A 19741-nucleotide genomic window follows, 5' to 3' on the forward strand; every position below is an offset into this window, starting at 1 on the left:
TGGAGGATGGACTCGCGCCGCCTGGTTCGGCGGTGGCACCTCAGGAGGGGTAAGATGGAACCTGTTAGAACGTGCGTCGGTTGCCGTTCTCGCGCTCCCCGATCCTCACTTCTGAGGGTCGTCGCCCAAGATTCAGAACTCGTGGTGGACTCGTCCGCCACTCTGCCCGGGCGGGGCGCGTGGCTTCATCCGACTGGCGAGTGTCTCGACAAAGCCCTGCAGAGGCGCGCCTTCGGGCGGGCATTGCGGGTCGACGGGATGCTCGGAACCCAGGCCATCCAGGACGCACTACGAGAGAACAGGCTGAACGGCACAGTGAACTCAAATGAGTGACAACTAATGAGCGGCTCGAAATGAGACCCGTCCGTAACTAACGGTCTGCCCTGCTAGGGGTAGGCCCCCTAGACAGGAGAATTGTGGCTGCAAAACCACGCGTACACGAGGTCGCTAGCGAACTCGGAGTCGACAGCAAGGTAGCCCTTGCGAAATTGAAGGAAATGGGCGAGTTCGTCAAGGGACCGTCCTCCAGCATCGAACCGCCCGTCGCGCGCAAGCTCCGTGCTGCGCTCGAGGCGGAAGGCTTCACGGCCGACAAGGCCGCAGCGTCGGCCGGTGCGAGCGAGCAGAAGGCGTCGGCTCCGGCCCCCGCCGCCGCGCGTCCGTCCACCCCCGCTGCAGCGCCCGCTGCTCCGCGCCCCGCCGGCGCACCGGTGCCCAGCGCGCCGATGTCGGTGGCAGAGCGTCAGGCTCTCGCCGAGCAGAAGGCCGCCGCTGAGGCCGCCGAGAAGAAGGCCGAGGCCGAGAAGGCCGCGTCAGAGAAGCCCGCCGAGGCCGCTCCGTCGCGCCCGGCTGCCGGTGACGCCGCTGCCAAGCCCGCGACCCCGCGTGCGGCGAGCGGTGACAACGCGGCCAGCAGCATCCCGCGCCCCGGTGCGCCGCGTCCGGGCAACAACCCGTTCGCCTCCAACCAGGGCATGGGCCAGCGCCCGACCACCCCGCGTCCGGGCAACAACCCGTTCGCCAGCTCGCAGGGCATGGGCCAGCGCCCGTCGCCCGGCAACATCCCGCGCCCGACGCCTCCGCGTCCGGGTTCGCCCCGTCCCGGCGCCCCCGGTGCCGGCGGCGGCAACCGTCCTGGTCGTCCCGGCCAGGGTGGCGGCGCGCGTCCCGGCTTCCAGCAGCGTCCCGGTAGCGGCGGCGGTGCTGGTGCAGGCGCCGGCGCAGGCGGCGGCTTCCAGCGTCCCGGTGGCGGCTTCGGCGGCCCCCGTCCCGCAGGTGGCGGCGGTCGTGGCCGTGGTCCCGGTGGTGGTACCGCCGGTGCGTTCGGTCGCGGTGGCGGCAAGAGCAAGGCCCGCAAGTCGAAGCGCGCCAAGAGGCAGGAATTCGAGCTCAGAGAAGCTCCGTCGCTGGGCGGCGTGAGCGTACCCCGCGGCGACGGCAACACGATCGTCCGCCTGCGTCGTGGAGCCTCGATCTCCGACTTCGCCGACAAGATCGACGCCAGCCCCGGAAACCTCGTCACCGTGCTGTTCCACCTCGGTGAGATGGCGACGGCGACCGAGTCCCTCGACGAGGCGACGTTCGGCATCCTGGGCGACGAGCTCGGCTACAAGGTGCAGATCGTCTCGCCGGAGGACGAGGACAAGGAGCTGCTCGAAGGCTTCGACATCGACCTGGAGCAGGAGCTCGAGGACGAGACCGACGAAGACCTCGAGATCCGTCCCCCGGTCGTCACCGTCATGGGTCACGTCGACCACGGTAAGACGCGTCTTCTCGACGCGATCCGCAACGCGAACGTCGTTGCGGGCGAGGCCGGCGGCATCACCCAGCACATCGGTGCCTACCAGGTGTGGACCGAGCACGAGAACATCGAGCGCGCCATCACCTTCATCGACACCCCTGGTCACGAGGCGTTCACCGCCATGCGTGCCCGCGGTGCCCAGGTCACCGACATCGCGATCCTGGTGGTCGCGGCGGACGACGGCATCATGCCGCAGACCATCGAGGCGCTGAACCACGCCCAGGCGGCCAACGTGCCGATCGTGGTCGCGGTCAACAAGATCGACAAGCCGGATGCGAACCCCGCCAAGGTGCGTCAGCAGCTCACCGAGTTCGGCCTCGTGGCCGAGGAATACGGTGGCGACGTGATGTTCGTCGACGTGTCGGCGCGCAACGACATCGGCATCCAGGACCTCCTGGATGCGGTGCTGCTCACCGCCGACGCCGGTCTCGACCTGCGCTCCAACCCCAACAAGGATGCTCGCGGTATCGCGATCGAGGCCAAGCTCGACAAGGGCCGTGGTGCTGTCGCGACCGTGCTCATCCAGTCGGGAACGCTGCGCGTCGGAGACCCGATCGTGGCCGGCACGGCTTACGGCCGTGTCCGTGCGATGGTCGACGAGAACGGCGACACCGTGCACGAGGCCTACCCCTCGCGTCCGGTGCAGGTCCAGGGTCTGTCGAGTGTTCCGCGAGCCGGCGACACCTTCCTCGTCACCGAGGAGGACCGCACGGCACGTCAGATCGCTGAGAAGCGTGAAGCCGCCGAGCGCAACGCACAGCTGGCCAAGGCCCGCAAGCGCATCTCGCTCGAGGACTTCACCCGTGCTCTGGAAGAGGGCAAGGTCGAGGCGCTCAACCTCATCATCAAGGGCGACGTGTCCGGTGCCGTGGAGGCGCTGGAGGAGTCGCTCATGAAGATCGAGGTCGACGACTCGGTCCAGCTGCGCATCCTGCACCGCGGTGTCGGCGCGATCACCGAGTCGGACATCGACCTGGCGACCATCGACAACGCGATTGTGATCGGCTTCAACGTCCGTCCGGACGTCAAGGCCCGTGAGCGTGCGGCCCGCGAGGGTGTGGATGTGCGGTTCTACTCGGTCATCTACAACGCGATCGACGACATCGAGAGCTCGCTCAAGGGCATGCTCAAGCCGGAGTTCGAAGAGATCCAGTCGGGTGTCGCCGAGATCCGCGAGGTGTTCCGTTCCTCCAAGTTCGGAAACATCGCCGGTGTCATCGTGCGGTCGGGAACGATCACGCGAAACGCCAAGGCTCGCGTCATCCGCGACGGCGTGGTCATCGCCGATGGCCTGGCCATCGAGTCGCTGCGTCGCTTCAAGGACGACGTCACCGAGGTCCGTACCGACTTCGAAGCCGGTATCGGCCTCGGAAAGTACAACGACATCCAGATCGGCGACGAGATCGAGACGACCGAGATGCGGGAGAAGCCCCGCGTCTAGGCGTGAACAGGAGGTCCGGAAGCTCAGCCTTCCGGGCCTCCTCCCATCACGGCAGGTGAAGGAGAGACAACATGGCTGATCCGGCACGCGCGAGAAAGCTCGCCGACAGAATCAAGGTGATCATCGCCAAGCGCCTGGAGCGCGGAATGCGTGATCCCCGCCTCGGCTTCGTCACGATCACCGATGTCCAGGTGACCGGGGACCTGCAGCACGCATCGGTCTTCTACACGGTGTACGGCACCGACGAGGAGCGCACCGACACGGCCGCGGCCCTCACGGCGGCGACCGGGATGCTGCGGACCGAGGTGGGCAAGAACATCACCGCCCGCCTGACCCCGACGCTGGAGTTCATCCCCGACGCGATCCCCGAGAACGCCGCGCACATCGAAGACCTGCTCCGCGAGGCGCGGGAACGCGACACGGAGGTGGCCGGCCTCGCCGCGAGTGCACAGTACGCGGGCGACGAGGACCCCTACGTCAAGCCGCGCGAGTTCGAGGACGACGAAGACTAGCCCGCTGCCCTCAACGAAGGGCCAGAATGAGGGGCATGTACGCCGTCTCGTTCTATGACGCCGACCCGGATGCCGGGCCGGAGCACTTCCAGAAGCTGGTCGACACCTACCCCCGGCACCGCGCCTACCTCGACGAGTTCGCCGCCGGTGGTGAGGTGCTCATGATCGGCACCTTCGGCGAGCCCGCGACGCAGGGCTCGATGGCGATCTTCCGGTCCAGGGAGGCCGCCGAGCGCTTCCGCGAGGGCGATCCGTTCTGGACGGAGGGGCTGGTGCACAGATCGCGCATCCTCGACTGGGACCCGCTGGTGTTCGCCGAGCAGTAATCGCCGGGCGCCGAGCAGCAGCCGCCGTGCGTGGGCCGTGCGGCCCCGTCAGGGGAGCACGTAGCCGCCGTCGACCGCGATCGCCAGCCCGTCGGCGAGCAGCCCCGCCAGCGCGCGATCGCGCTGCGGCGCATCCGGCCAGAGGGCGTCGATCTCGGCCTGCGTCACCGGGATGTGCGACGCGCGCAGTTCCGCGAGGATCAGTCCGCGCACCTGCCGGTCGGATCCCTCGTACTTCTTCTGCACCGCCTTGCGCGGGCCCTCGTACACCGGATAGCCGGCCAGCCGCCACGCGCAGGCGTCGCGGACCGGGCACTCCTCGCAGCGCGGGGTCCTGGCGACGCACACCAGAGCGCCGAGTTCCATCATCCCGGCGTTGAACGCGGCAGCGGCGGAGCGCTCGTGCGGCAGGAGGGCCTCCATCGCCGTGAGGTCGCGCTTGGCGCTCGGCGGACCCGGCTCGCCCTGGCCGTCGACGGCGCGCGCGATCACCCGCCGGATGTTCGTGTCGACCACCGGGTGGCGCTCACCGTACGCGAACACGGCGACGGCTCGCGCCGTGTAGTCCCCGATCCCGGGGAGGGCGAGCAGCGCATCCACGTCATCCGGGACGACGCCCCCGTGCCGTTCGGTGATCGCCACCGCACAGGCGTGCAGCCAGAGGGCGCGGCGGGGGTACCCGAGCGACTGCCAGGCGCGCACGGCCTCGCCGGGAGGGACGGCCGCGAGGTCGGCCGGGGTCGGCCACCGCGTGAGCCACTCCTCGAGCCGCGGGATGACGCGCGAGACCGGCGTCTGCTGCAGCATGAACTCGCTGACCAGGGTGCCCCAGGCCGTGAAGCCGTCGCGCCGCCAGGGGAGGTCGCGACGGTTGGCGTGGTACCAGTCGACGACGGCGGTGGCGACCGTCACGCGTGCGCCGCGGAGTCGCGGAAGACCGGGCCGTCGAGCATCATCCCAGCGTAATCGCTGCGAACGCACGTGAGCGCTCGACGAGCGCGTGACGGCGACCGCGCCGCGGCCTAGGCTCGTGGCATGAAGCTGCCTCCCACACCGCGCGTGCTGTTCCTGCGAGAACTGGCGGGCGAGATCGCCCACAACTACGGTCATGGGCGCACCATCGTGGCCGTCGACGGCCCGTCGTACACGGCCGTTTTCGCCGACGACCTCGCCGCCGTGTTCCGGGAGGCCGGACACGACGCGTTCCGCGCGTCGATCGTCGACTTCCACCGGTCGCGCGCCGAACGCACCCGGCTCGGCGAGGAGACGGCGCAGCGCTACTACGAGGGCGCCTACGACTATGGAACACTGCGCCGCGTGCTCATCGACCCGTTCCGGATGGCCGGCAGCACCGGCTTCCAGACCGCTGCGTTCGACGAACGACGAGACGCCCCCATCGAGAGCAGGTGGGAGACGGCGCAGGCCGACGCGATCCTGATCATCGACGGCGAGTTCCTGCTGCGCCCGGAGCTCCGCGGCAGCTGGAACTTCTCGATCGAACTGGTCGACCGCGAGGAGAACCCGATCTACGAGGCCGACGCGAGTCCCCGGCTGTGGGCGAGCGCCCTCGTGTCCGACGCCGATCCCGAGCGTCCCCGTCGGGTCTTCGCCGACAGCTGCTGAGGCCGACAGCTGCTGAGGCCGACAGCTGCTGAGGGCGGGCCACCGGGCTGCTACCTGACGGCGCGCATCCGCTCGACCACGGCATCCGTCGGCAGGAAGGCGCGGGTGCGCTCGACCTCGTGCACGAGGTCGACGATGGCGGCGTTGATCGGCGCCTCGCGGCCGAGTTCGTGCGCCTCGCCGACCACGGCTCCGTTGAGATAGTCGATCTCTGTAGCCTGGCCGCGCCGGATGCTCTGCAGGGTCGATCCCGGATTCGGCGTCGCGCCCATCCGGCGTTTCATCATGAGGGGCACGAGCTGCCCGGCCCACAGGGGAGCGATGGACACGAATCGCAGGATTCCGTTCGTCAGGCCCTGGAGGGACCCGTAGCGCACGCCGGCATCGAACCCGACCCGCACGGCCTCCCGCATGCTGGCCGTGACGATGCGGCGCAGCCGGCGGTCGCCGAGGGTGTCCTGCGCGCTCAGACCCGTGATGGCCGGCATCGCGTTGATCTGGTTCACGATGAGCTTGGTCCACTGGCTGCCGGTGAAGTTCGCGACCGCGAAGGCGGGCATGGCGGCGTCGAGGACCTTCGTGGCCGCGACAGCTGCCGCCGGCGGCTCGCCGTCGCCGGCGCCGAGGTAGGTGTTGGCCGCGGTCGTGACGCTGACCCGGCCGGGGGAGAGGAAGCTCGCTGCGTAGAGCGCGAGAGCCCCGACGCACTCGGAGTCGGGGAGGAGGAGCGCCGCCTGGCGGAGACCGTTGAGGCCGTTCTGCACCACGACCACGGTGAGACCGGCCAGCAGGTGCTGGTTCTCGCGGATCGCCGCCGCCGCATCCTGCGCCTTGGTGCAGAGGAAGACGAGCTCCGGCGCGGCCTGGAGCGTCTCGGCGGCTTCGACCTGGGCGACGTGCTCGCCCCAGGCGCCGCTCAGCCGCAGACCGTCGCGACGGATGGTCTCGAGGTGCTCGCCGCGCGCCGTGACCTCGACGAGGTGCCCGACGCGGTCGAGGAGCGCTGCGATCGTGCCGCCGACGGCTCCCGCCCCGATCACCCCGATACGCATTGTCTCAGCGTACGGGGGCGACCGGGTCAGGCCAATTCGCGGCCGGGGGCTAGCGGATCCGCTCGCCCTCCGCTAGAGCGACCGCTTCCGCCGATCCCTCGCCGGCTTCGGCCTGTGCGATCAGTTCGGCGGCGTCGGGGCCGGCTGCCGCGCGACGCGTCCGCCGGATGCCCGACGGGAGCGCCACCGAGATGACGGCCGCGAGGGCGAGGACGCCCGCTCCGACCCAGACGGCGGGGATGGCCGCGTCCACGTAGCCGGTGGGGGTGAGCGTTCCGCCCGCTCCCGTGAACACCGCGGTGAGCACCGCGACGCCGAGTGCGACGCCGATCTCGCGCAGCGTCGAGTTGGTGCCCGACGCCTTGGCGTGGTCCTCCGGCTTCATGTTCACGAGCACGGCGGTCGAGCTCGGAGCGAACACCAACCCCATGCCGATGCCCGCCAGCAGGAACGGGGGCCACATCGCCGAGTAGGGGAGCGTGGCCGACAGCGTGGCGGCGATCCATCCCATGGCGACGGCGAGCATGCTGAGCCCGACGAGGATCGGGAGCCGGGTGCCGGTGCGCGGGGAGACGAGTCCCGTGAGCGGGGCGATGACCATCGGCGCCAAGGTCCACGGCATCGTCATCACGCCCGCTTCGAGCGGAGTGTGGCCCTGCACGACCTGCAGGAACTGGATCAGGATGAAGATCGCCCCGAAGATCCCGAAGCTGAAGGTCATGCCGACGAGGTTGGCGACGGTGAAGCTGCGGTCGCGGAACAGCCGGAGCGGAAGCAGCGGTGTCGGTGTGCGCTGCTCCCAGACGATGAAGGCCCCGAGCAGCACGGCGCCGGCGACCAGCGAGCCGACCACCTCGAAGCTGTCCCATCCGGCGGGATTGCCGCGCACGATCCCGAAGACGACGCCGAGCACGCCGAGACCGACCAGCACCAGGCCGACGACGTCGGCACGGACCCGCTTGCCGAAGCTGTTCGGGAGGGCCGCGAGCACCAGCGGGACGGCGATGACGCCGAGCGGCACGTTGAGCCAGAAGATGGCCTGCCAGTTCCAGCCCTCGACGACCGCGCCGCCGATCAGCGGGCCGGTCGCGACGCCGAGGCCGGAGATGCCGCCCCAGATGCCGATGGCGGCCGGGCGCAGGCGTTCGCTGACGCTGCCGGCGAGCAGTGTGAGGGAGAGCGGCATCAACGCGGCGGCGCCGACGCCCTGCACGGCGCGGGCCAGGATGAGAATCCAGGGTTCGGTCGCAAGGGCGCTCGCCGCGGAGGCGAGGGTGAAGATGACGATGCCGGCGAGGAAGACCGAGCGCCGGCCGAAGCGGTCGCCGAGGGCGACGGCCATGAGCATGAACGTGGCGAAGCTCAGCGTGTAGGCGTTGACCACCCACTGCAGTTCTTCGATGGAGGCGCCGAGGTCGCGGGAGATCACCGGGAGGGCGCTGGTGACGACGAGGTTGTCGAGGGTCGCCATGAACATCGGGAGGGATGCGGCGATGATCGCGAGCCAGACGGGCACGCGCCGGGTGCTGGAGGACATGAAAGCCGTTTCTGTCGTGGATTCGGAGAGGATCGGGTCACTTGTTGGTAATTGAATGATTACTACGAGGGCGACATTAGTAATCAACTGATAACCTGTCAAGCGTGACCGAGAAAATCAGCGACCGCATCCCGTCGGGAGAGCGGCGCGAACAGATCCTCGCGGCAGCGAGCCTGGTGTTCGGGGAGCGCGGCTACTTCGGCGCCACGACCGACCAGATCGCGAAGGCGGCGGGGATCAGCCAGCCCTACGTCGTGCGCATGTTCGGGAGCAAGGAGAACCTCTTCGTCGAGGTCCTCGCACGCGCCCTCGACAAGCTGCTGGTCACCTTCAACGCCACGATCGACGGCTGGAAGGCCGACGGCTCCCCGGCGGACCAGATCGGCCGGCTGCTCGGAACCGCCTACGTCAACCTGATCGAGGACCGCGGCATCCTGCTGTCGCTGATGCAGGCGTTCAGCATGGGGCACGATCCGGTCATCGGGGCGCAGGCCCGGAAGGGCTTCATCGCCATCTACACGCTGCTGCGCGACGATGCAGGCTTCGAACCGGAGCGCGTGCGCACCTTCCTGGCCGAGGGCATGCTGCTGAACACGCTGCTGGGGCTGCGGCTGCCGGAGGAGTACGGCCTCGACGAGGCGGCGACCGAACTGCTCGAGTGCACCTTCCAGACCAAGCTCCAGATGGTGCTCGACGTCGTCGGCGAGAAGAGCGCATGACCGGCAGCGGCATCCTCCTGGTCGACAAGCAGGGCGGCTGGACGAGCCACGACGTTGTCGCGCGCACGCGCCGCCTCGCGGGCACCCGCAAGGTCGGGCACGCCGGCACGCTCGACCCGATGGCGACAGGGCTGCTCATCCTCGGCCTCAACTCGTCGACCCGGCTGCTGACCTACATCGTCGGCACTGACAAGGAGTACCGGGCGACCATCCGGCTCGGGGCGACCACGACGACCGATGATGCCGAGGGCGACATCCTGGTGCAGGCACCGGCGGCTGCGGTCGGCGCGATCACTGACGACGCGGTGGCCGACGGCATCGCAGCGCTCACGGGCGAGATCGAGCAGATCCCGAGCGCCGTCAGCGCCATCAAGGTCGACGGCAAGCGCGCATACGCTCGGGTCCGCGCCGGCGAGGAGGTCGTGCTCGCCGCGCGGCCGGTGACGATCTCGGAGTTCGAGCTGCTCGGCACGACGCGGCTCGACGGCGCCGTCGACCTCGACGTGCGGGTCGTGTGCTCGTCGGGGACGTACATCCGGTCGCTCGCGCGCGACCTGGGGGCCGGGCTCGGCGTCGGGGGACACCTCACCGCTCTGCGCCGCACGCGCGTCGGGCCGTTCTCGGTCGAGGACGCCCGCCCGATCGACGACATCGACCCCGCGGACCGGCTGATCCCGGCGGCGGAGGCGGCGAGCATCCTGTTCGAGCGGTTCGAACTGAGCGACCAGCAGGCGATCGACCTCATGCACGGCAAGCGCATCCACGTGCCCGATAGGGAGAATGGAGGCGGCGTGCCCGTGGCGGCCGTCTCGCCGACCGGGCATCTGGTCGGCCTCATCGAATTCCGTGGAAAGGAAGCCAGGAGTCTCGTGAACTTCCCGACAGACGAGATCGCGACCGCATGATCGAGTGGTACACGACGGTCCAGGTGACCGTCGCCTGCCTCGCGGGCGTGCTCTGCATCGTGCTCGGACTCGCCAAGCGGGTGCCCGGCGACGTCAGCATGGGCGCGGTCGCACTGGTCGAACTGCTCCTGGTGGTGCAGCTCGTGATCGCGATCATCGCGCCGCTGGTGGGGAACGGCCCCTCCGGCAGCCTCGCCGAGTTCTACATCTACCTGATCTCCGCCCTGATCCTGCCGCTCGCCGGCGGCTTCTGGGCCCTGATCGAGCGCAACCGCTGGAGCACGGTCATCCTGGGCGCCGTCTGCCTCGCCATCGCCGTGATGGTCTACCGGATGGGGCAGATCTGGTTCGTGCAGGGCGTCTGAGCGCGCGCGAATAGAATCGAAGGTGATGTCACACCACACCATGTCCGCGCGCGAGCGAGGCACCACCGACAGCCGGAGACGCGTCACCGGGATCGGGCGGCTGCTGGTCTTCGTCTACGGCGTCCTGGCGCTCGCAGCGACCGGACGCAGCGTCTTCCAGATCATCGACCGGTTCGACGAGGCGCCCATCGCCTTCACCCTCTCGGCGGTCGCCGCCGTCGTCTACATCGTGGCGACCATCGCCCTCGTGGCGCCGGGGCGCGCCTGGTACCGCGTGGCGTGGATCACGATCTCGTTCGAGCTCGTCGGCGTGCTGGTGATCGGCTCCCTGAGCCTCTTCGCTCCCGCCGTGCTCGGACTGCACGACGTCGACCCGTTCGGCCGTGACGCGACCGTGTGGTCGGTCTACGGCATGGGCTACCTGTTCATTCCGCTCGCCCTCCCGATCCTCGGGCTCCTCTACCTGCGGGCGCACCGGCCGCGGAGCGCCGCCGAGGCCGTGGCGGATGGAGATCGAGCGTGAGGGTCTTCCGCGGGCTCGCCGAGGTCCCCGACGGGTTCGGGCCGAGCGCTGTCACGATCGGCAAGTTCGACGGCGTGCACTCCGGGCACCGTGCCGTGATCCAGCGGCTCTGCGAGGTGGCGGCCGAGGGCGGGCTGGTCTCCACAGTGATCACGTTCGACCGCAATCCGCTCGAGGTGCTCGCGCCCGAGAAATGCCCGCCGTCGCTGGTGAGCATCGAGCAGAAGCTCGATCTGCTGGCCGGGACCGGTGTCGACGCCACGCTGATGATCGCGTTCGATCGCGAGCTCGCCGACCTCGCGCCGCGTGACTTCGTGCGCCAGATCCTGGTCGATCGGCTGCATGCGTCCGCTGTGCTGGTCGGCAGCGACTTCCGGTTCGGGCACCGTGGCGCCGGTGATGTGGCGATGCTGCGCGAGCTGGGTGGCGAGTACGGCTTCGTCGTGCACCTGATCGACGACGTGCGGCCGGAGCACGGCCGCCGCGTGTCGTCCACCTGGATCAGGGAGCTGCTGGCGCAGGGGGACGTCGCGCACGCCGCGACCCTGCTCGGCCACGTTCCGACCCTCCGCGGGGTCGTCGTGCACGGCGCCAAGCGCGGCCGCGAGCTCGGTTTCCCGACCGCGAATCTGTCGCCGGACTCCGAGGGGCTCATCCCGTCAGACGGCGTGTACGCCGGCTGGCTCACCGACGGGGGCGAACGCTATCCGGCCGCCATCTCGGTGGGCAACAACCCGACGTTCGAGGGTGTGCCGCAGAAGCAGGTGGAGGCGTACGTGCTCGACCGCGACCTCGACCTCTACGACCATCACGTCGAGATCGCGTTCGTCGAACGGATCAGGGGCATGGTGGCGTACGCCGGCATCGACCCGCTGATCGCGCAGATCGGCGACGACGTGGCGCAGGCCCGCCGCATCCTCGCTGTCGAGCCCGCCTGATGACCGACGCCCCCAGCCGCCCGCTCTGGCGCGGCCGCACGATCGCGCTGCTCGGGATCCTGCTGGTCGCCTCCAACCTCCGCACCGCGGTGGCCGCGCTGTCGCCGATCTTCGCCGAGATCCGTCTCGAGTTCGATGTGTCCAGCGTCGGGGTCGGACTGCTCGGGATGCTCCCGCCGGTCTGCTTCGCGCTGTTCGGACTGATCGCTCCCGCCTTCACCCGCAAGGCGAGCCTCGAGTCGGTGCTGGTGATCGCGCTCGGCGTGATGCTCGCCGGTCATCTGGTGCGTGCGACGGCCGGATCGTTCGCGGCGCTCGCGATCGGCTCGGCGATCACCTTCGCCGCCATGGGCGTCGGGAACGTCCTGCTGCCGCCGCTGGTCAAGAGGTACTTCCCCGACCGCATCGGCCTGGTCACGTCGCTCTACGCCACGGTCATGTCGGTCAGCACGCTGCTGCCCCCGCTGCTCGCGGTGCCGGTCGCCGACGCGACGAGCTGGCACGTCTCGGTCGGGATGTGGGCCGCCGTCACTGTGCTGGCGATCCTGCCGTGGCTGGCCATCCTCATCCGGCACAAGCCGGCGCACCCCGATCACGACGTCGAGGTCGACGAGGCGCGGCCGCAAGCGCTGCGGCGGGTCTGGCACGCGCCGATCGCCTGGGCGCTGGCCGTGGTCTTCGCGGCGTCATCCCTGAACGCGTACGCCATGTTCGCCTGGCTGCCCGAGATCCTGACCGACATCGCCGGATCGACGCCGGTGCAGGCCGGCGCACTGCTGTCGCTGTACGCCGGCATGGGCATCCCGGCCGGGTTGCTGGTGCCGCTGCTCGCAGCGCGCATGAAGAACGTCGCCCTGCTCATCTACGCGGGCGTCGCAAGCTTCGTGATCGGCTACCTCGGGCTCATCCTCGTGCCGGGCACGGCCACCTGGCTGTGGGTCGCCTTCGCCGGTCTCGGCCCGCTGCTGTTCCCGCTCTGCCTGGTGCTGATCAATGTCCGCACCCGCACGCACGAGGGCTCGGTCGCCCTGAGCGGGTTCACGCAGGGCGTCGGTTACACGCTCGGGGCCCTCGGGCCGCTCGTCGTCGGCCTGCTGCACCAGGCGACCGGCGGCTGGACGATCGCCCTGATCGTGCTCACCGCGACCGCCCTGGCGGCTGCGGCTGCCGGCACGATCGTCGCACGCCCGCGCTTCCTCGAGGACACCACCCACCCCTGACCGCCCGCACACGATCGAGTCCGAAGTTGCTGCGACGACACGCCGCGATTCAGCGCAACAAGTTCGGACTCGATTGCGTGGGTGCGGGTGCGGGGGCGGGGCGCGGAGCGCTAGGGGAGCAGGTGCGCGCGGTGCACGAGGGCGGCCGCTCCGATGAGCGGGCCCTCGGACGAGAGGGCGCTCGGCACGATGCGCACCTTGCGCACGTACGGGAAGTAGTGCGCCGCGATGACCGCGCGCATGTGGTCGAAGAGGTCGGGCGTTGCGTGCGAGAAGCCGCCGCCGATCGCCACCAGCTCGAGGTCGAGCAGCGCGGTCGCCGACGCGATCGCCCGGCCGACGGCCTCTCCGGTGCGGCCGATCGCCGCGCGCGCGACCGGGTCGCCGGCAGCGTAGGCCGCCGCGAGGTCCTCGCCGGTCGTGCCCGTGAAGCCCTGGCGACGCGCCCACGACACGGTGTGCGGTCCGGATGCCATCGCCTCGAGCGCGCTGGGGTTGCCGAACGTGTCGTCCCCGATGATGTCGCCCACCTCGACGTGGCCGATGTGGCCGGCGTTGCCCGTCGGCCCGGTGATGACCCGGCCGCCGACGATGAGGCCGCCGCCGATCCCGGTCGAGATGACCATGCCCATCACGTTGTCGACGCCCTGCGCGGCTCCCACCCAGTGCTCCGCCATGGTGATGGCCACGCCGTCCATCTCGAGCGTCACGGGGATGTCGAGTCCGGCATCCGCGATCACGCCCGCGATGAAGTCGCGCAGCGGGTAGTCGCGCCAGTGGGGCACGTTCAGGGGTGACACCAGGCCGAGGATGCGGTCGATCGGTCCCGCGCAGCCGATGCCGACACCGACCAGCTCCGCGCCGGCGGGAAGTGCCGCGATGGTGTCGCGCACGACTCCGCCCACCGAGGCCTCGAGATCGGGGATCTTCGCAGTGCGTCCGGTCGGACGCCGGTGGCGCGAGCCTTCGATCAGGCGTCCGTCGGTATCGACGAGCGCGGCTTCGACCTTGGTTCCGCCGAAATCGACGGCGACTACGAGGGGAGTTGGCACGCTCAATACCCTAAAGGAAAGCCGGCCTGCTCATATGAGCAACAGGTGCGCACGCGTTGCTCAGGCGCGCGAGCCTTCCTAAGCTGGAAGCGTGGCCCTGAATGACAACGACGAGATCCTCGCCGTCAAAGCCGCGGAGCTCTATTACGAGGCCGGCAAGACGCAAGACGAGATCGGTCTCGCACTCAGCGTGAGCAGGTGGAAGGTCGGGCGGCTCCTCGTCGCCGCACGTGAGCACGGCTTCGTGCGCATCGAGATCGTGCACCCGAGCGCCCGCCGGTTCTCGCTCGAGCGCGAGCTGTGCGGCTTCTACGACCTCACCGACGCGGTGGTGGTCCCGTCGATCGACTCCGATTCCGATGTGCAGGCCCGGGTCGCTCAGGCGGCCGCCGACTACCTCACCACGCTCCGTCCCGTACCGCGCACGCTCGGCGTCAGCTGGGGCCGCACCCTGCACGCCGTCGCCGCGCGCCTGCGCCCCGGGTGGGCGGTCGGCGTCAACCCCGTGCAGATCAACGGCAGCGTCTCGAGCACCCGTCAGGCCACCGCCGCCGCCGACACCGCCGTGGTGATCGCGCGCAAGGCGCAGGGCACCGCGACCCTGCTGCCCAGCCCGGCGATCTTCGAGCAGGCCGCCACCCGGCGCGCCATCGAGGCCGACCGCTCGGTGCAGAGCGTGCTCGAACTCGCCCGCAACGCGTCCGCGTACCTCTTCAGCGCCGGCGTCGTCGACACGAGCTCCGTGCACGTCGACAGCGGCTACCTCACCCCGGATGACGTGCGCTCCCTCGCCGAGAAGGGCGCGGTCGGCGACGTGGTCGGCCGCTTCATCACCGAAGACGGCCAGGTCGCCGACGAGGAGCTGAACAACCGCACGCTCGGCATCTCCCTCGACGAGCTCCGCGCGGCGCGCACGAGCATCGCCGTCATCGCCGGCCAGACCAAGCACCGGGTCGCGCACGCCGTGGTGTCGAGCGGCCTGTGCACCGCTCTCATCACCGACGAGGCGACCGCCAACCATCTTCTCGGGCGCACCGAGCAGCAGACCACGGAGCTGCCGGACCTCGAGCAGCTCAGCCGACAGAACGAAGGAGTGTCGTGACCATCGAAACGACGACCCCGCCCGTGCGAACCCTCGCACCGGCGGCCAGAGCAGTGGATGTGCTGGGGGGCGACCTCACGGAAGCCAGCCTGCGCCGCTACCTCAACGGCATCCCCGGAGTCGACGCCGTCGGCCTGGAGCAGCGCGCGGCCGGGCTCGGCACGCGCTCGATCAAGACGACCAGCAAGGCCTGGGCGCTCGACACGATCATCAGCCTGATCGACCTGACCACCCTCGAGGGTGCGGACACCCCCGGCAAGGTGCGTTCGCTCGTGGCCAAGGCCCTCACCCCGGATGCCGGCGACCCGTCGACCCCGCGGCCGGCGGCGGTGTGCGTCTACGGCGACATGGTGCCGTACGCGGTCGAGGCCCTCGGCGCCGCCCACGCGGCGAAGACCCCGGGCGGCATCGCCGTCGCGGCCGTCGCGACCGCGTTCCCGAGCGGGCGGGCCTCCCTCGCCGTCAAGCTGGCCGACACGGCGGACGCGGTCGCGGCCGGTGCCGACGAGATCGACATGGTGATCGACCGCGGCGCGTTCCTCTCCGGCCGGTACGGACTCGTCTTCGACGAGATCGTCGCGGTCAAGGAGGCGTGCCGCCGTGCCGACGGCTCCTACGCTCACCTCAAGGTGATCCTCGAGACCGGGGAGCTGAACACGTACGACAACGTGCGCCGGGCATCCTGGCTCTCGATCCTCGCGGGCGGCGACTTCATCAAGACGTCGACCGGCAAGGTCTCGCCGGCTGCGACGCTCCCGGTGACGCTGAGCATGCTCGAGGTCGTGCGCGACTGGCACGCCCTCACCGGCGAGTACATCGGCGTCAAGCCGGCCGGCGGCATCCGCTCGTCGAAAGACGCCATCAAGTACCTCGTGACCGTTGCCGAGGTGGCGGGCGAGCACTGGCTGCAGCCGCACCTCTTCCGGTTCGGCGCCTCGAGCCTGCTGAACGATGTGCTGCTGCAGCGCCAGAAGCTGGCGACCGGGCACTACTCCGGCGCAGATTACGTCACGATCGACTGAACGAAGGCAGAATCATGAGTTTCCTCGAATACGCACCAGCGCCCGAGTCCCGGTCGATCCTGAACCTGCGCGACCAGTACGGCCTCTTCATCGACGGCGAGTTCGTCGACGGCAACGGCACCCCGTTCCAGACCATCTCGCCGGCCAGCGAGGAGCGCATCGCCACGATCGCCACCGCGAGCGCCGCCGACATCGACACCGCCGTCGCGGCCGCCCGCCGGTCGTACGACCGCGTCTGGTCGCGGATGAGCGGAAGCGACCGCGGCAAGTACCTGTTCCGCATCGCCCGTCTCGTCCAGGAGCGCGCGCGGGAGCTCGCGGTGGCCGAGAGCCTCGACAACGGCAAGCCGATCAAGGAGAGCCGCGACGTCGACGTCCCCCTGGTCGCCGCCTGGTTCTTCTACTACGCCGGATGGGCCGACAAGCTCGACCACGCCGGTATGGGTCCGGCGCCTCGCGCGCTCGGCGTCGCCGCCCAGGTCATCCCGTGGAACTTCCCGCTGCTGATGCTCGCCTGGAAGATCGCCCCCGCGCTCGCGGCCGGCAACACGGTCGTGCTGAAGCCGGCCGAGACCACCCCGCTGACGGCGCTGCTCTTCGCGGAGATCGTGCAGCAGGCCGACCTCCCCGCCGGCGTCGTGAACATCGTCACCGGCGCAGGTGAGACGGGTCGCGACCTGGTGAACCACCCGGATGTCAACAAGGTCGCCTTCACGGGATCGACGGCGGTCGGCCGCGAGATCGCGCGCTCGGTCGCCGGCACCGACAAGAAGCTCACTCTCGAGCTCGGCGGCAAGGCGGCGAACATCGTGTTCGACGACGCGCCGATCGATCAGGCGATCGAGGGCATCGTCAACGGCATCTTCTTCAACCAGGGTCACGTGTGCTGCGCCGGCAGCCGGCTGCTCGTGCAGGAGTCGATCCACGAAGAGGTCGTCGACCGCCTCAAGACGCGGCTCTCGACGCTGCGTCTCGGCGACCCGCTCGACAAGAACACCGACATCGGCGCGATCAACAGCGCCGAGCAGCTGCAGCGCATCCGCGAGCTCTCCGACATCGGCGAGGCCGAGGGCGCCGACCGCTGGAGCCCCGAGTGCGAGATCCCGGAGCGCGGCTTCTGGTTCGCGCCGACCATCTTCGACAACGTGTCGACCAGTGACCGCATCGCCCGCGAGGAGATCTTCGGCCCCGTGCTGTCGGTCCTGACCTTCCGCACCCCGGCCGAGGCCATCGCGAAGGCGAACAACACGCCCTACGGCCTTTCGGCCGGCATCTGGAGCGACAAGGGCAGCCGCATCCTCGCCGTGGCCGACAAGCTGCGGGCCGGCGTCGTGTGGGCCAACACCTTCAACCGCTTCGACCCGGCCAGCCCGTTCGGCGGGTACAAGGAGTCGGGCTACGGCCGCGAAGGCGGCGTGCACGGGCTGGCGGCGTACCTGAAGCCCGGACGCACAGCTCAGGCCTCGCTGGCCGGCGTACCCACCACCACGACCCGCAAGGGAGCAAAGAAATGAGCCGCCTGACCGTGCCGAAGACCTACAAGCTGTACATCGGCGGCAAGTTCCCGCGCAGCGAGTCGGGTCGTACCTACGAGGTCGTGTCGGCGAAGGGCGCCTTCCTCGCCAACGCGGCGAAGGCCTCCCGCAAGGACGCCCGCGACGCGGTCGTCGCCGCACGGTCGGCGCTCAGCGGGTGGGCCGGAGCGACGGCGTACAACCGCGGGCAGGTGCTCTACCGCATCGCGGAGCTGCTCGAGGGCCGCCGTGCGCAGTTCGTCGACGAGATCGTGCAGGCAGAAGGCGTCTCCGTCGCGGCGGCCGGTGCGCAGGTCGACGAGGCGATCGACCGCTGGGTCTGGTACGCCGGCTGGGCCGACAAGTTCGCCCAGGTCGCGGGCAACGCGAACCCGGTGGCCGGACCATACTTCAACATCTCGGTGCCCGAGCCGACGGGTGTGGTGGCCGTCATCGCTCCCCAGCGCGACAGCCTCCTCGGATTCGTCAGCGCGGTGGCGCCCGCCCTGGTCGCCGGCAACACGGTCGTCGTGGTCGCCAGCGAACGGTTCCCGCTGTCGGCGGTCAGCCTGAGCGAGGTGCTCGCCACCAGCGATGTCCCCGGCGGTGTCGTCAACATCCTCACCGGCTCACCGGCGGAGATCGCGCCGTGGCTCGCCTCGCACGCCGACGTCAATGCGCTCGACCTCGTCGGCGCGGGCGACCTCGAGTGGGTCGATCTGCAGATCGCCGCCGCGGACACGCTCAAGCGCGTGCTTCAGCCCGAGAACGGCCCGGATGCGGCGGCGCCGTCGCTCGACCGGATCGCGTTCTTCACCGAGACCAAGACGGTCTGGCACACCAAGTCGCTGATCTAGCGGGTCGCCGCGTCCATCGCGGCCAGGAACGCGCGGTAGGTGCCGTCGACATCGCCGTCCGCGGCGTCGATGCGCACCGTGCCGGGCCGCTGGTCCACCACCCCGAGCATCCGCTCGTAGTACTCGCGGATGCTCGGGGTGCCGGGCGTGCTCTGCAGCGCGCTCGCATCGCGGTGCCGGTCGTCGGTGGGCGCGGCCGAGCGGCGTTCGAACCGGCGCTCGGCCTCGTCGGGGCCGGTCAGCAGCACGACCTCGACGAACGGGCAGCCCACCTCGAGGCTGAGCGCCTCCAGTCGTTCGATGAAGTCGATTCGGGCGAGAAGCTGGGGGACCACCACGTCGTGCCCGGCGAGCAGGTGCGTGCGCGCCATCCCGATCGCGAGATCGCGGGCGTGCAGCCCGGCCTCGGTGGGGGAGCCGCGCCAGTGCCCGAGCAGTCCGCGCACCACGTCGATGTCGAGCACCAGCGCGAGCGGATGCTCCTCGGCGTACCGTTCGGCGATGGTCGACTTGCCTGCCGACGGAGCGCCGTTGATCAGAGCGAGTGTTGCCATTCCCGCAGTCTAGAAGTGCACGGCAGCTGGGAACGACTGGCGCGTCCCCTTCTCGCGGGGGAGGATGGGGGGACAGACGAATGGAGGTGCGATGTCGGATCATGGACCGACGGCCCTCGTCGGGGACAGTCTCATTCAAGGCGGGGACTGGCAGGCGTGGCTACCGGATGAGATCATCTACAACTTCGGAGTCGGGGGCGACACCACCGATGACGTGATCGCGCGGCTGTGGGATGTGATCAACGCGCGTCCGACGCTCGTGGCGCTGTTGATCGGAACGAACGACCTCGCCTGGCGGCGGTCGGTCGAGCACGTCGTGCGCAACATCGAGACCATCCTGGTGACGCTGCGCCGGGAGCTGCCGGAGGCGCACATCCTGGTGCAGTCGGTGCTGCCGCGCGGGCACGAGTTCGCCGACCAGATCCGCGACATCAACCGCCACCTCTGGCAGTTCGCGCCGACCGTGCACGCGCAGTGGCTCGACCTCTGGCCGGCGCTCGCGCTCGACGACGGCGAACTCAACCCGCGCTTCAGCGACGATCGCCTGCACCTCAACGTCGACGGCTACAAGGCGTGGCTCGATGAGCTGATCCCCGGACTGGAACGCGCCAGGGAGCTGCCGCCGAGCAGCCGTGCGATCCAGCTCCCCGACCTCGGGGGCACCTACTAGTCGGAGCG

Annotated in this window: 21 protein-coding genes; 16 read left to right on the plus strand and 5 right to left on the minus strand. The window is 69.9% G+C overall.

The features are described from left to right. Positions 1 to 54 precede the first annotated feature (54 nt). The 4 genes from PKE84_RS15035 to PKE84_RS15050 all read left to right on the plus strand — a co-directional run bounded on the left by PKE84_RS15035 (position 55) and on the right by PKE84_RS15050 (position 4080). Positions 55 to 333, plus strand: a complete 279-nt coding sequence (locus PKE84_RS15035) for a YlxR family protein (RefSeq protein WP_271178906.1) — start codon at positions 55 to 57, stop codon at positions 331 to 333. An 83-nt stretch (positions 334 to 416) separates the two neighbouring features. Further along, entirely contained in the window at positions 417 to 3242 is a 2826-nt protein-coding gene (infB, locus tag PKE84_RS15040) for a translation initiation factor IF-2 (protein ID WP_271178082.1), read from the plus strand. Positions 3243 to 3313: 71 nt separating this feature from the next. Beyond that, positions 3314 to 3754, plus strand: coding sequence for a 30S ribosome-binding factor RbfA (gene rbfA / locus PKE84_RS15045; protein ID WP_271178083.1), 441 nt, complete (start codon positions 3314 to 3316; stop codon positions 3752 to 3754). Positions 3755 to 3789: 35 nt separating this feature from the next. Further along, positions 3790 to 4080 carry a YciI family protein gene (locus tag PKE84_RS15050; protein ID WP_271178084.1) on the plus strand — a complete coding sequence of 97 codons (291 nt, stop codon included), beginning with the start codon at positions 3790 to 3792 and terminating at the stop codon, positions 4078 to 4080. Between the two features lie 48 nt (positions 4081 to 4128). On the opposite strand, the gene PKE84_RS15055 is transcribed toward PKE84_RS15050, so the two are convergent. Continuing rightward, positions 4129 to 4992 carry an iron-sulfur binding domain-containing protein gene (locus PKE84_RS15055; protein ID WP_271178085.1) on the minus strand — a complete coding sequence of 288 codons (864 nt, stop codon included), beginning with the start codon at positions 4990 to 4992 and terminating at the stop codon, positions 4129 to 4131. 123 nt (positions 4993 to 5115) lie between these two features. Here PKE84_RS15055 and PKE84_RS15060 point away from each other — a divergent pair, with 123 nt between their 5' ends. Next, positions 5116 to 5703, plus strand: coding sequence for a nucleoside/nucleotide kinase family protein (locus PKE84_RS15060; RefSeq protein ID WP_271178086.1), 588 nt, complete (start codon positions 5116 to 5118; stop codon positions 5701 to 5703). A gap of 50 nt (positions 5704 to 5753) precedes the next feature. On the opposite strand, the gene PKE84_RS15065 is transcribed toward PKE84_RS15060, so the two are convergent. Both PKE84_RS15065 and PKE84_RS15070 read right to left on the minus strand, forming a co-directional pair. Then, complete coding sequence (locus PKE84_RS15065; protein WP_271178087.1) at positions 5754 to 6755, minus strand: ketopantoate reductase family protein; 1002 nt, start codon at positions 6753 to 6755, stop codon at positions 5754 to 5756. Between the two features lie 49 nt (positions 6756 to 6804). Beyond that, complete coding sequence (locus PKE84_RS15070) at positions 6805 to 8292, minus strand: MFS transporter (protein ID WP_271178088.1); 1488 nt, start codon at positions 8290 to 8292, stop codon at positions 6805 to 6807. 104 nt (positions 8293 to 8396) lie between these two features. Here PKE84_RS15070 and PKE84_RS15075 point away from each other — a divergent pair, with 104 nt between their 5' ends. From PKE84_RS15075 to PKE84_RS15100, 6 genes are read left to right on the plus strand one after another with little or no spacing between them, the layout of a single operon-like run. Continuing rightward, positions 8397 to 9011 carry a TetR/AcrR family transcriptional regulator gene (locus PKE84_RS15075; protein ID WP_271178089.1) on the plus strand — a complete coding sequence of 205 codons (615 nt, stop codon included), beginning with the start codon at positions 8397 to 8399 and terminating at the stop codon, positions 9009 to 9011. Further along, on the plus strand, positions 9008 to 9916 hold the full coding sequence (gene truB, locus PKE84_RS15080; protein ID WP_271178090.1) for a tRNA pseudouridine(55) synthase TruB: 909 nt from the start codon (positions 9008 to 9010) through the stop codon (positions 9914 to 9916). Before PKE84_RS15075 ends, truB begins: the two co-directional genes overlap by 4 nt. Then, positions 9913 to 10281, plus strand: coding sequence for a hypothetical protein (locus PKE84_RS15085; protein ID WP_271178091.1), 369 nt, complete (start codon positions 9913 to 9915; stop codon positions 10279 to 10281). The genes truB and PKE84_RS15085 overlap by 4 nt, the downstream gene beginning before the upstream one ends. A 25-nt stretch (positions 10282 to 10306) precedes the next feature. Further along, a complete protein-coding gene (locus PKE84_RS15090; RefSeq protein ID WP_271178092.1) occupies positions 10307 to 10804 on the plus strand; it encodes a hypothetical protein in 498 nt (165 codons plus the stop codon). After that, positions 10801 to 11742: a bifunctional riboflavin kinase/FAD synthetase gene (locus tag PKE84_RS15095; protein ID WP_271178093.1), complete on the plus strand. Its 942-nt coding sequence runs from the start codon at positions 10801 to 10803 to the stop codon at positions 11740 to 11742. Before PKE84_RS15090 ends, PKE84_RS15095 begins: the two co-directional genes overlap by 4 nt. Next, on the plus strand, positions 11742 to 12962 hold the full coding sequence (locus tag PKE84_RS15100; RefSeq protein ID WP_271178094.1) for an MFS transporter: 1221 nt from the start codon (positions 11742 to 11744) through the stop codon (positions 12960 to 12962). Before PKE84_RS15095 ends, PKE84_RS15100 begins: the two co-directional genes overlap by 1 nt. A gap of 110 nt (positions 12963 to 13072) precedes the next feature. On the opposite strand, the gene PKE84_RS15105 is transcribed toward PKE84_RS15100, so the two are convergent. After that, the gene (locus PKE84_RS15105) at positions 13073 to 14014 is read right to left on the minus strand and encodes an ROK family protein (RefSeq protein ID WP_271178095.1); all 942 of its coding nucleotides are present in this window, start codon (positions 14012 to 14014) and stop codon (positions 13073 to 13075) included. 91 nt (positions 14015 to 14105) lie between these two features. Here PKE84_RS15105 and PKE84_RS15110 point away from each other — a divergent pair, with 91 nt between their 5' ends. Genes PKE84_RS15110 through PKE84_RS15125 form a run of 4 tightly spaced genes read left to right on the plus strand, consistent with a single transcriptional unit; the run spans position 14106 to position 18509 of the window. Beyond that, entirely contained in the window at positions 14106 to 15116 is a 1011-nt protein-coding gene (locus PKE84_RS15110) for a sugar-binding transcriptional regulator (RefSeq protein WP_271178096.1), read from the plus strand. Further along, positions 15113 to 16138 carry a deoxyribose-phosphate aldolase gene (gene deoC, locus PKE84_RS15115; protein ID WP_271178097.1) on the plus strand — a complete coding sequence of 342 codons (1026 nt, stop codon included), beginning with the start codon at positions 15113 to 15115 and terminating at the stop codon, positions 16136 to 16138. The genes PKE84_RS15110 and deoC overlap by 4 nt, the downstream gene beginning before the upstream one ends. Before the next feature lie 14 nt (positions 16139 to 16152). Further along, complete coding sequence (locus PKE84_RS15120) at positions 16153 to 17652, plus strand: aldehyde dehydrogenase family protein (RefSeq protein WP_271178098.1); 1500 nt, start codon at positions 16153 to 16155, stop codon at positions 17650 to 17652. Next, a complete protein-coding gene (locus PKE84_RS15125; RefSeq protein WP_271178099.1) occupies positions 17649 to 18509 on the plus strand; it encodes an aldehyde dehydrogenase family protein in 861 nt (286 codons plus the stop codon). Before PKE84_RS15120 ends, PKE84_RS15125 begins: the two co-directional genes overlap by 4 nt. Here PKE84_RS15125 and PKE84_RS15130 read toward each other — a convergent pair. Then, positions 18506 to 19063: a P-loop nucleotide/nucleoside kinase family protein gene (locus PKE84_RS15130; RefSeq protein WP_271178100.1), complete on the minus strand. Its 558-nt coding sequence runs from the start codon at positions 19061 to 19063 to the stop codon at positions 18506 to 18508. The two genes, PKE84_RS15125 and PKE84_RS15130, sit on opposite strands and share 4 nt — an antisense overlap. Before the next feature lie 91 nt (positions 19064 to 19154). Between PKE84_RS15130 and PKE84_RS15135 the strand changes: the two genes are divergently transcribed. Next, a complete protein-coding gene (locus PKE84_RS15135) occupies positions 19155 to 19733 on the plus strand; it encodes a GDSL-type esterase/lipase family protein (RefSeq protein ID WP_343881204.1) in 579 nt (192 codons plus the stop codon). Positions 19734 to 19741 lie beyond the last annotated feature (8 nt).

Origin of the sequence: Leifsonia poae (genome assembly GCF_027921845.1) — a bacterium.
Classification (GTDB): Bacteria; Actinomycetota; Actinomycetes; order Actinomycetales; family Microbacteriaceae; genus Leifsonia; species Leifsonia poae.

Excerpts from the sequence above, each read along its gene's own strand:
- PKE84_RS15035 (WP_271178906.1), top strand. The coding sequence starts at position 55 with ATGGAACCTGTTAGAACGTGCGTCGGTTGCCGTTCTCGCGCTCCCCGA.
- rbfA (WP_271178083.1), top strand. The coding sequence starts at position 3,314 with ATGGCTGATCCGGCACGCGCGAGAAAGCTCGCCGACAGAATCAAGGTG.
- PKE84_RS15050 (WP_271178084.1), top strand. The coding sequence starts at position 3,790 with ATGTACGCCGTCTCGTTCTATGACGCCGACCCGGATGCCGGGCCGGAG.
- PKE84_RS15060 (WP_271178086.1), top strand. The coding sequence starts at position 5,116 with ATGAAGCTGCCTCCCACACCGCGCGTGCTGTTCCTGCGAGAACTGGCG.
- PKE84_RS15065 (WP_271178087.1), bottom strand. The coding sequence starts at position 6,755 with ATGCGTATCGGGGTGATCGGGGCGGGAGCCGTCGGCGGCACGATCGCA.
- PKE84_RS15070 (WP_271178088.1), bottom strand. The coding sequence starts at position 8,292 with ATGTCCTCCAGCACCCGGCGCGTGCCCGTCTGGCTCGCGATCATCGCC.
- truB (WP_271178090.1), top strand. The coding sequence starts at position 9,008 with ATGACCGGCAGCGGCATCCTCCTGGTCGACAAGCAGGGCGGCTGGACG.
- PKE84_RS15085 (WP_271178091.1), top strand. The coding sequence starts at position 9,913 with ATGATCGAGTGGTACACGACGGTCCAGGTGACCGTCGCCTGCCTCGCG.
- PKE84_RS15090 (WP_271178092.1), top strand. The coding sequence starts at position 10,307 with ATGTCACACCACACCATGTCCGCGCGCGAGCGAGGCACCACCGACAGC.
- PKE84_RS15100 (WP_271178094.1), top strand. The coding sequence starts at position 11,742 with ATGACCGACGCCCCCAGCCGCCCGCTCTGGCGCGGCCGCACGATCGCG.
- PKE84_RS15120 (WP_271178098.1), top strand. The coding sequence starts at position 16,153 with ATGAGTTTCCTCGAATACGCACCAGCGCCCGAGTCCCGGTCGATCCTG.
- PKE84_RS15125 (WP_271178099.1), top strand. The coding sequence starts at position 17,649 with ATGAGCCGCCTGACCGTGCCGAAGACCTACAAGCTGTACATCGGCGGC.
- PKE84_RS15130 (WP_271178100.1), bottom strand. The coding sequence starts at position 19,063 with ATGGCAACACTCGCTCTGATCAACGGCGCTCCGTCGGCAGGCAAGTCG.
- PKE84_RS15135 (WP_343881204.1), top strand. The coding sequence starts at position 19,155 with ATGTCGGATCATGGACCGACGGCCCTCGTCGGGGACAGTCTCATTCAA.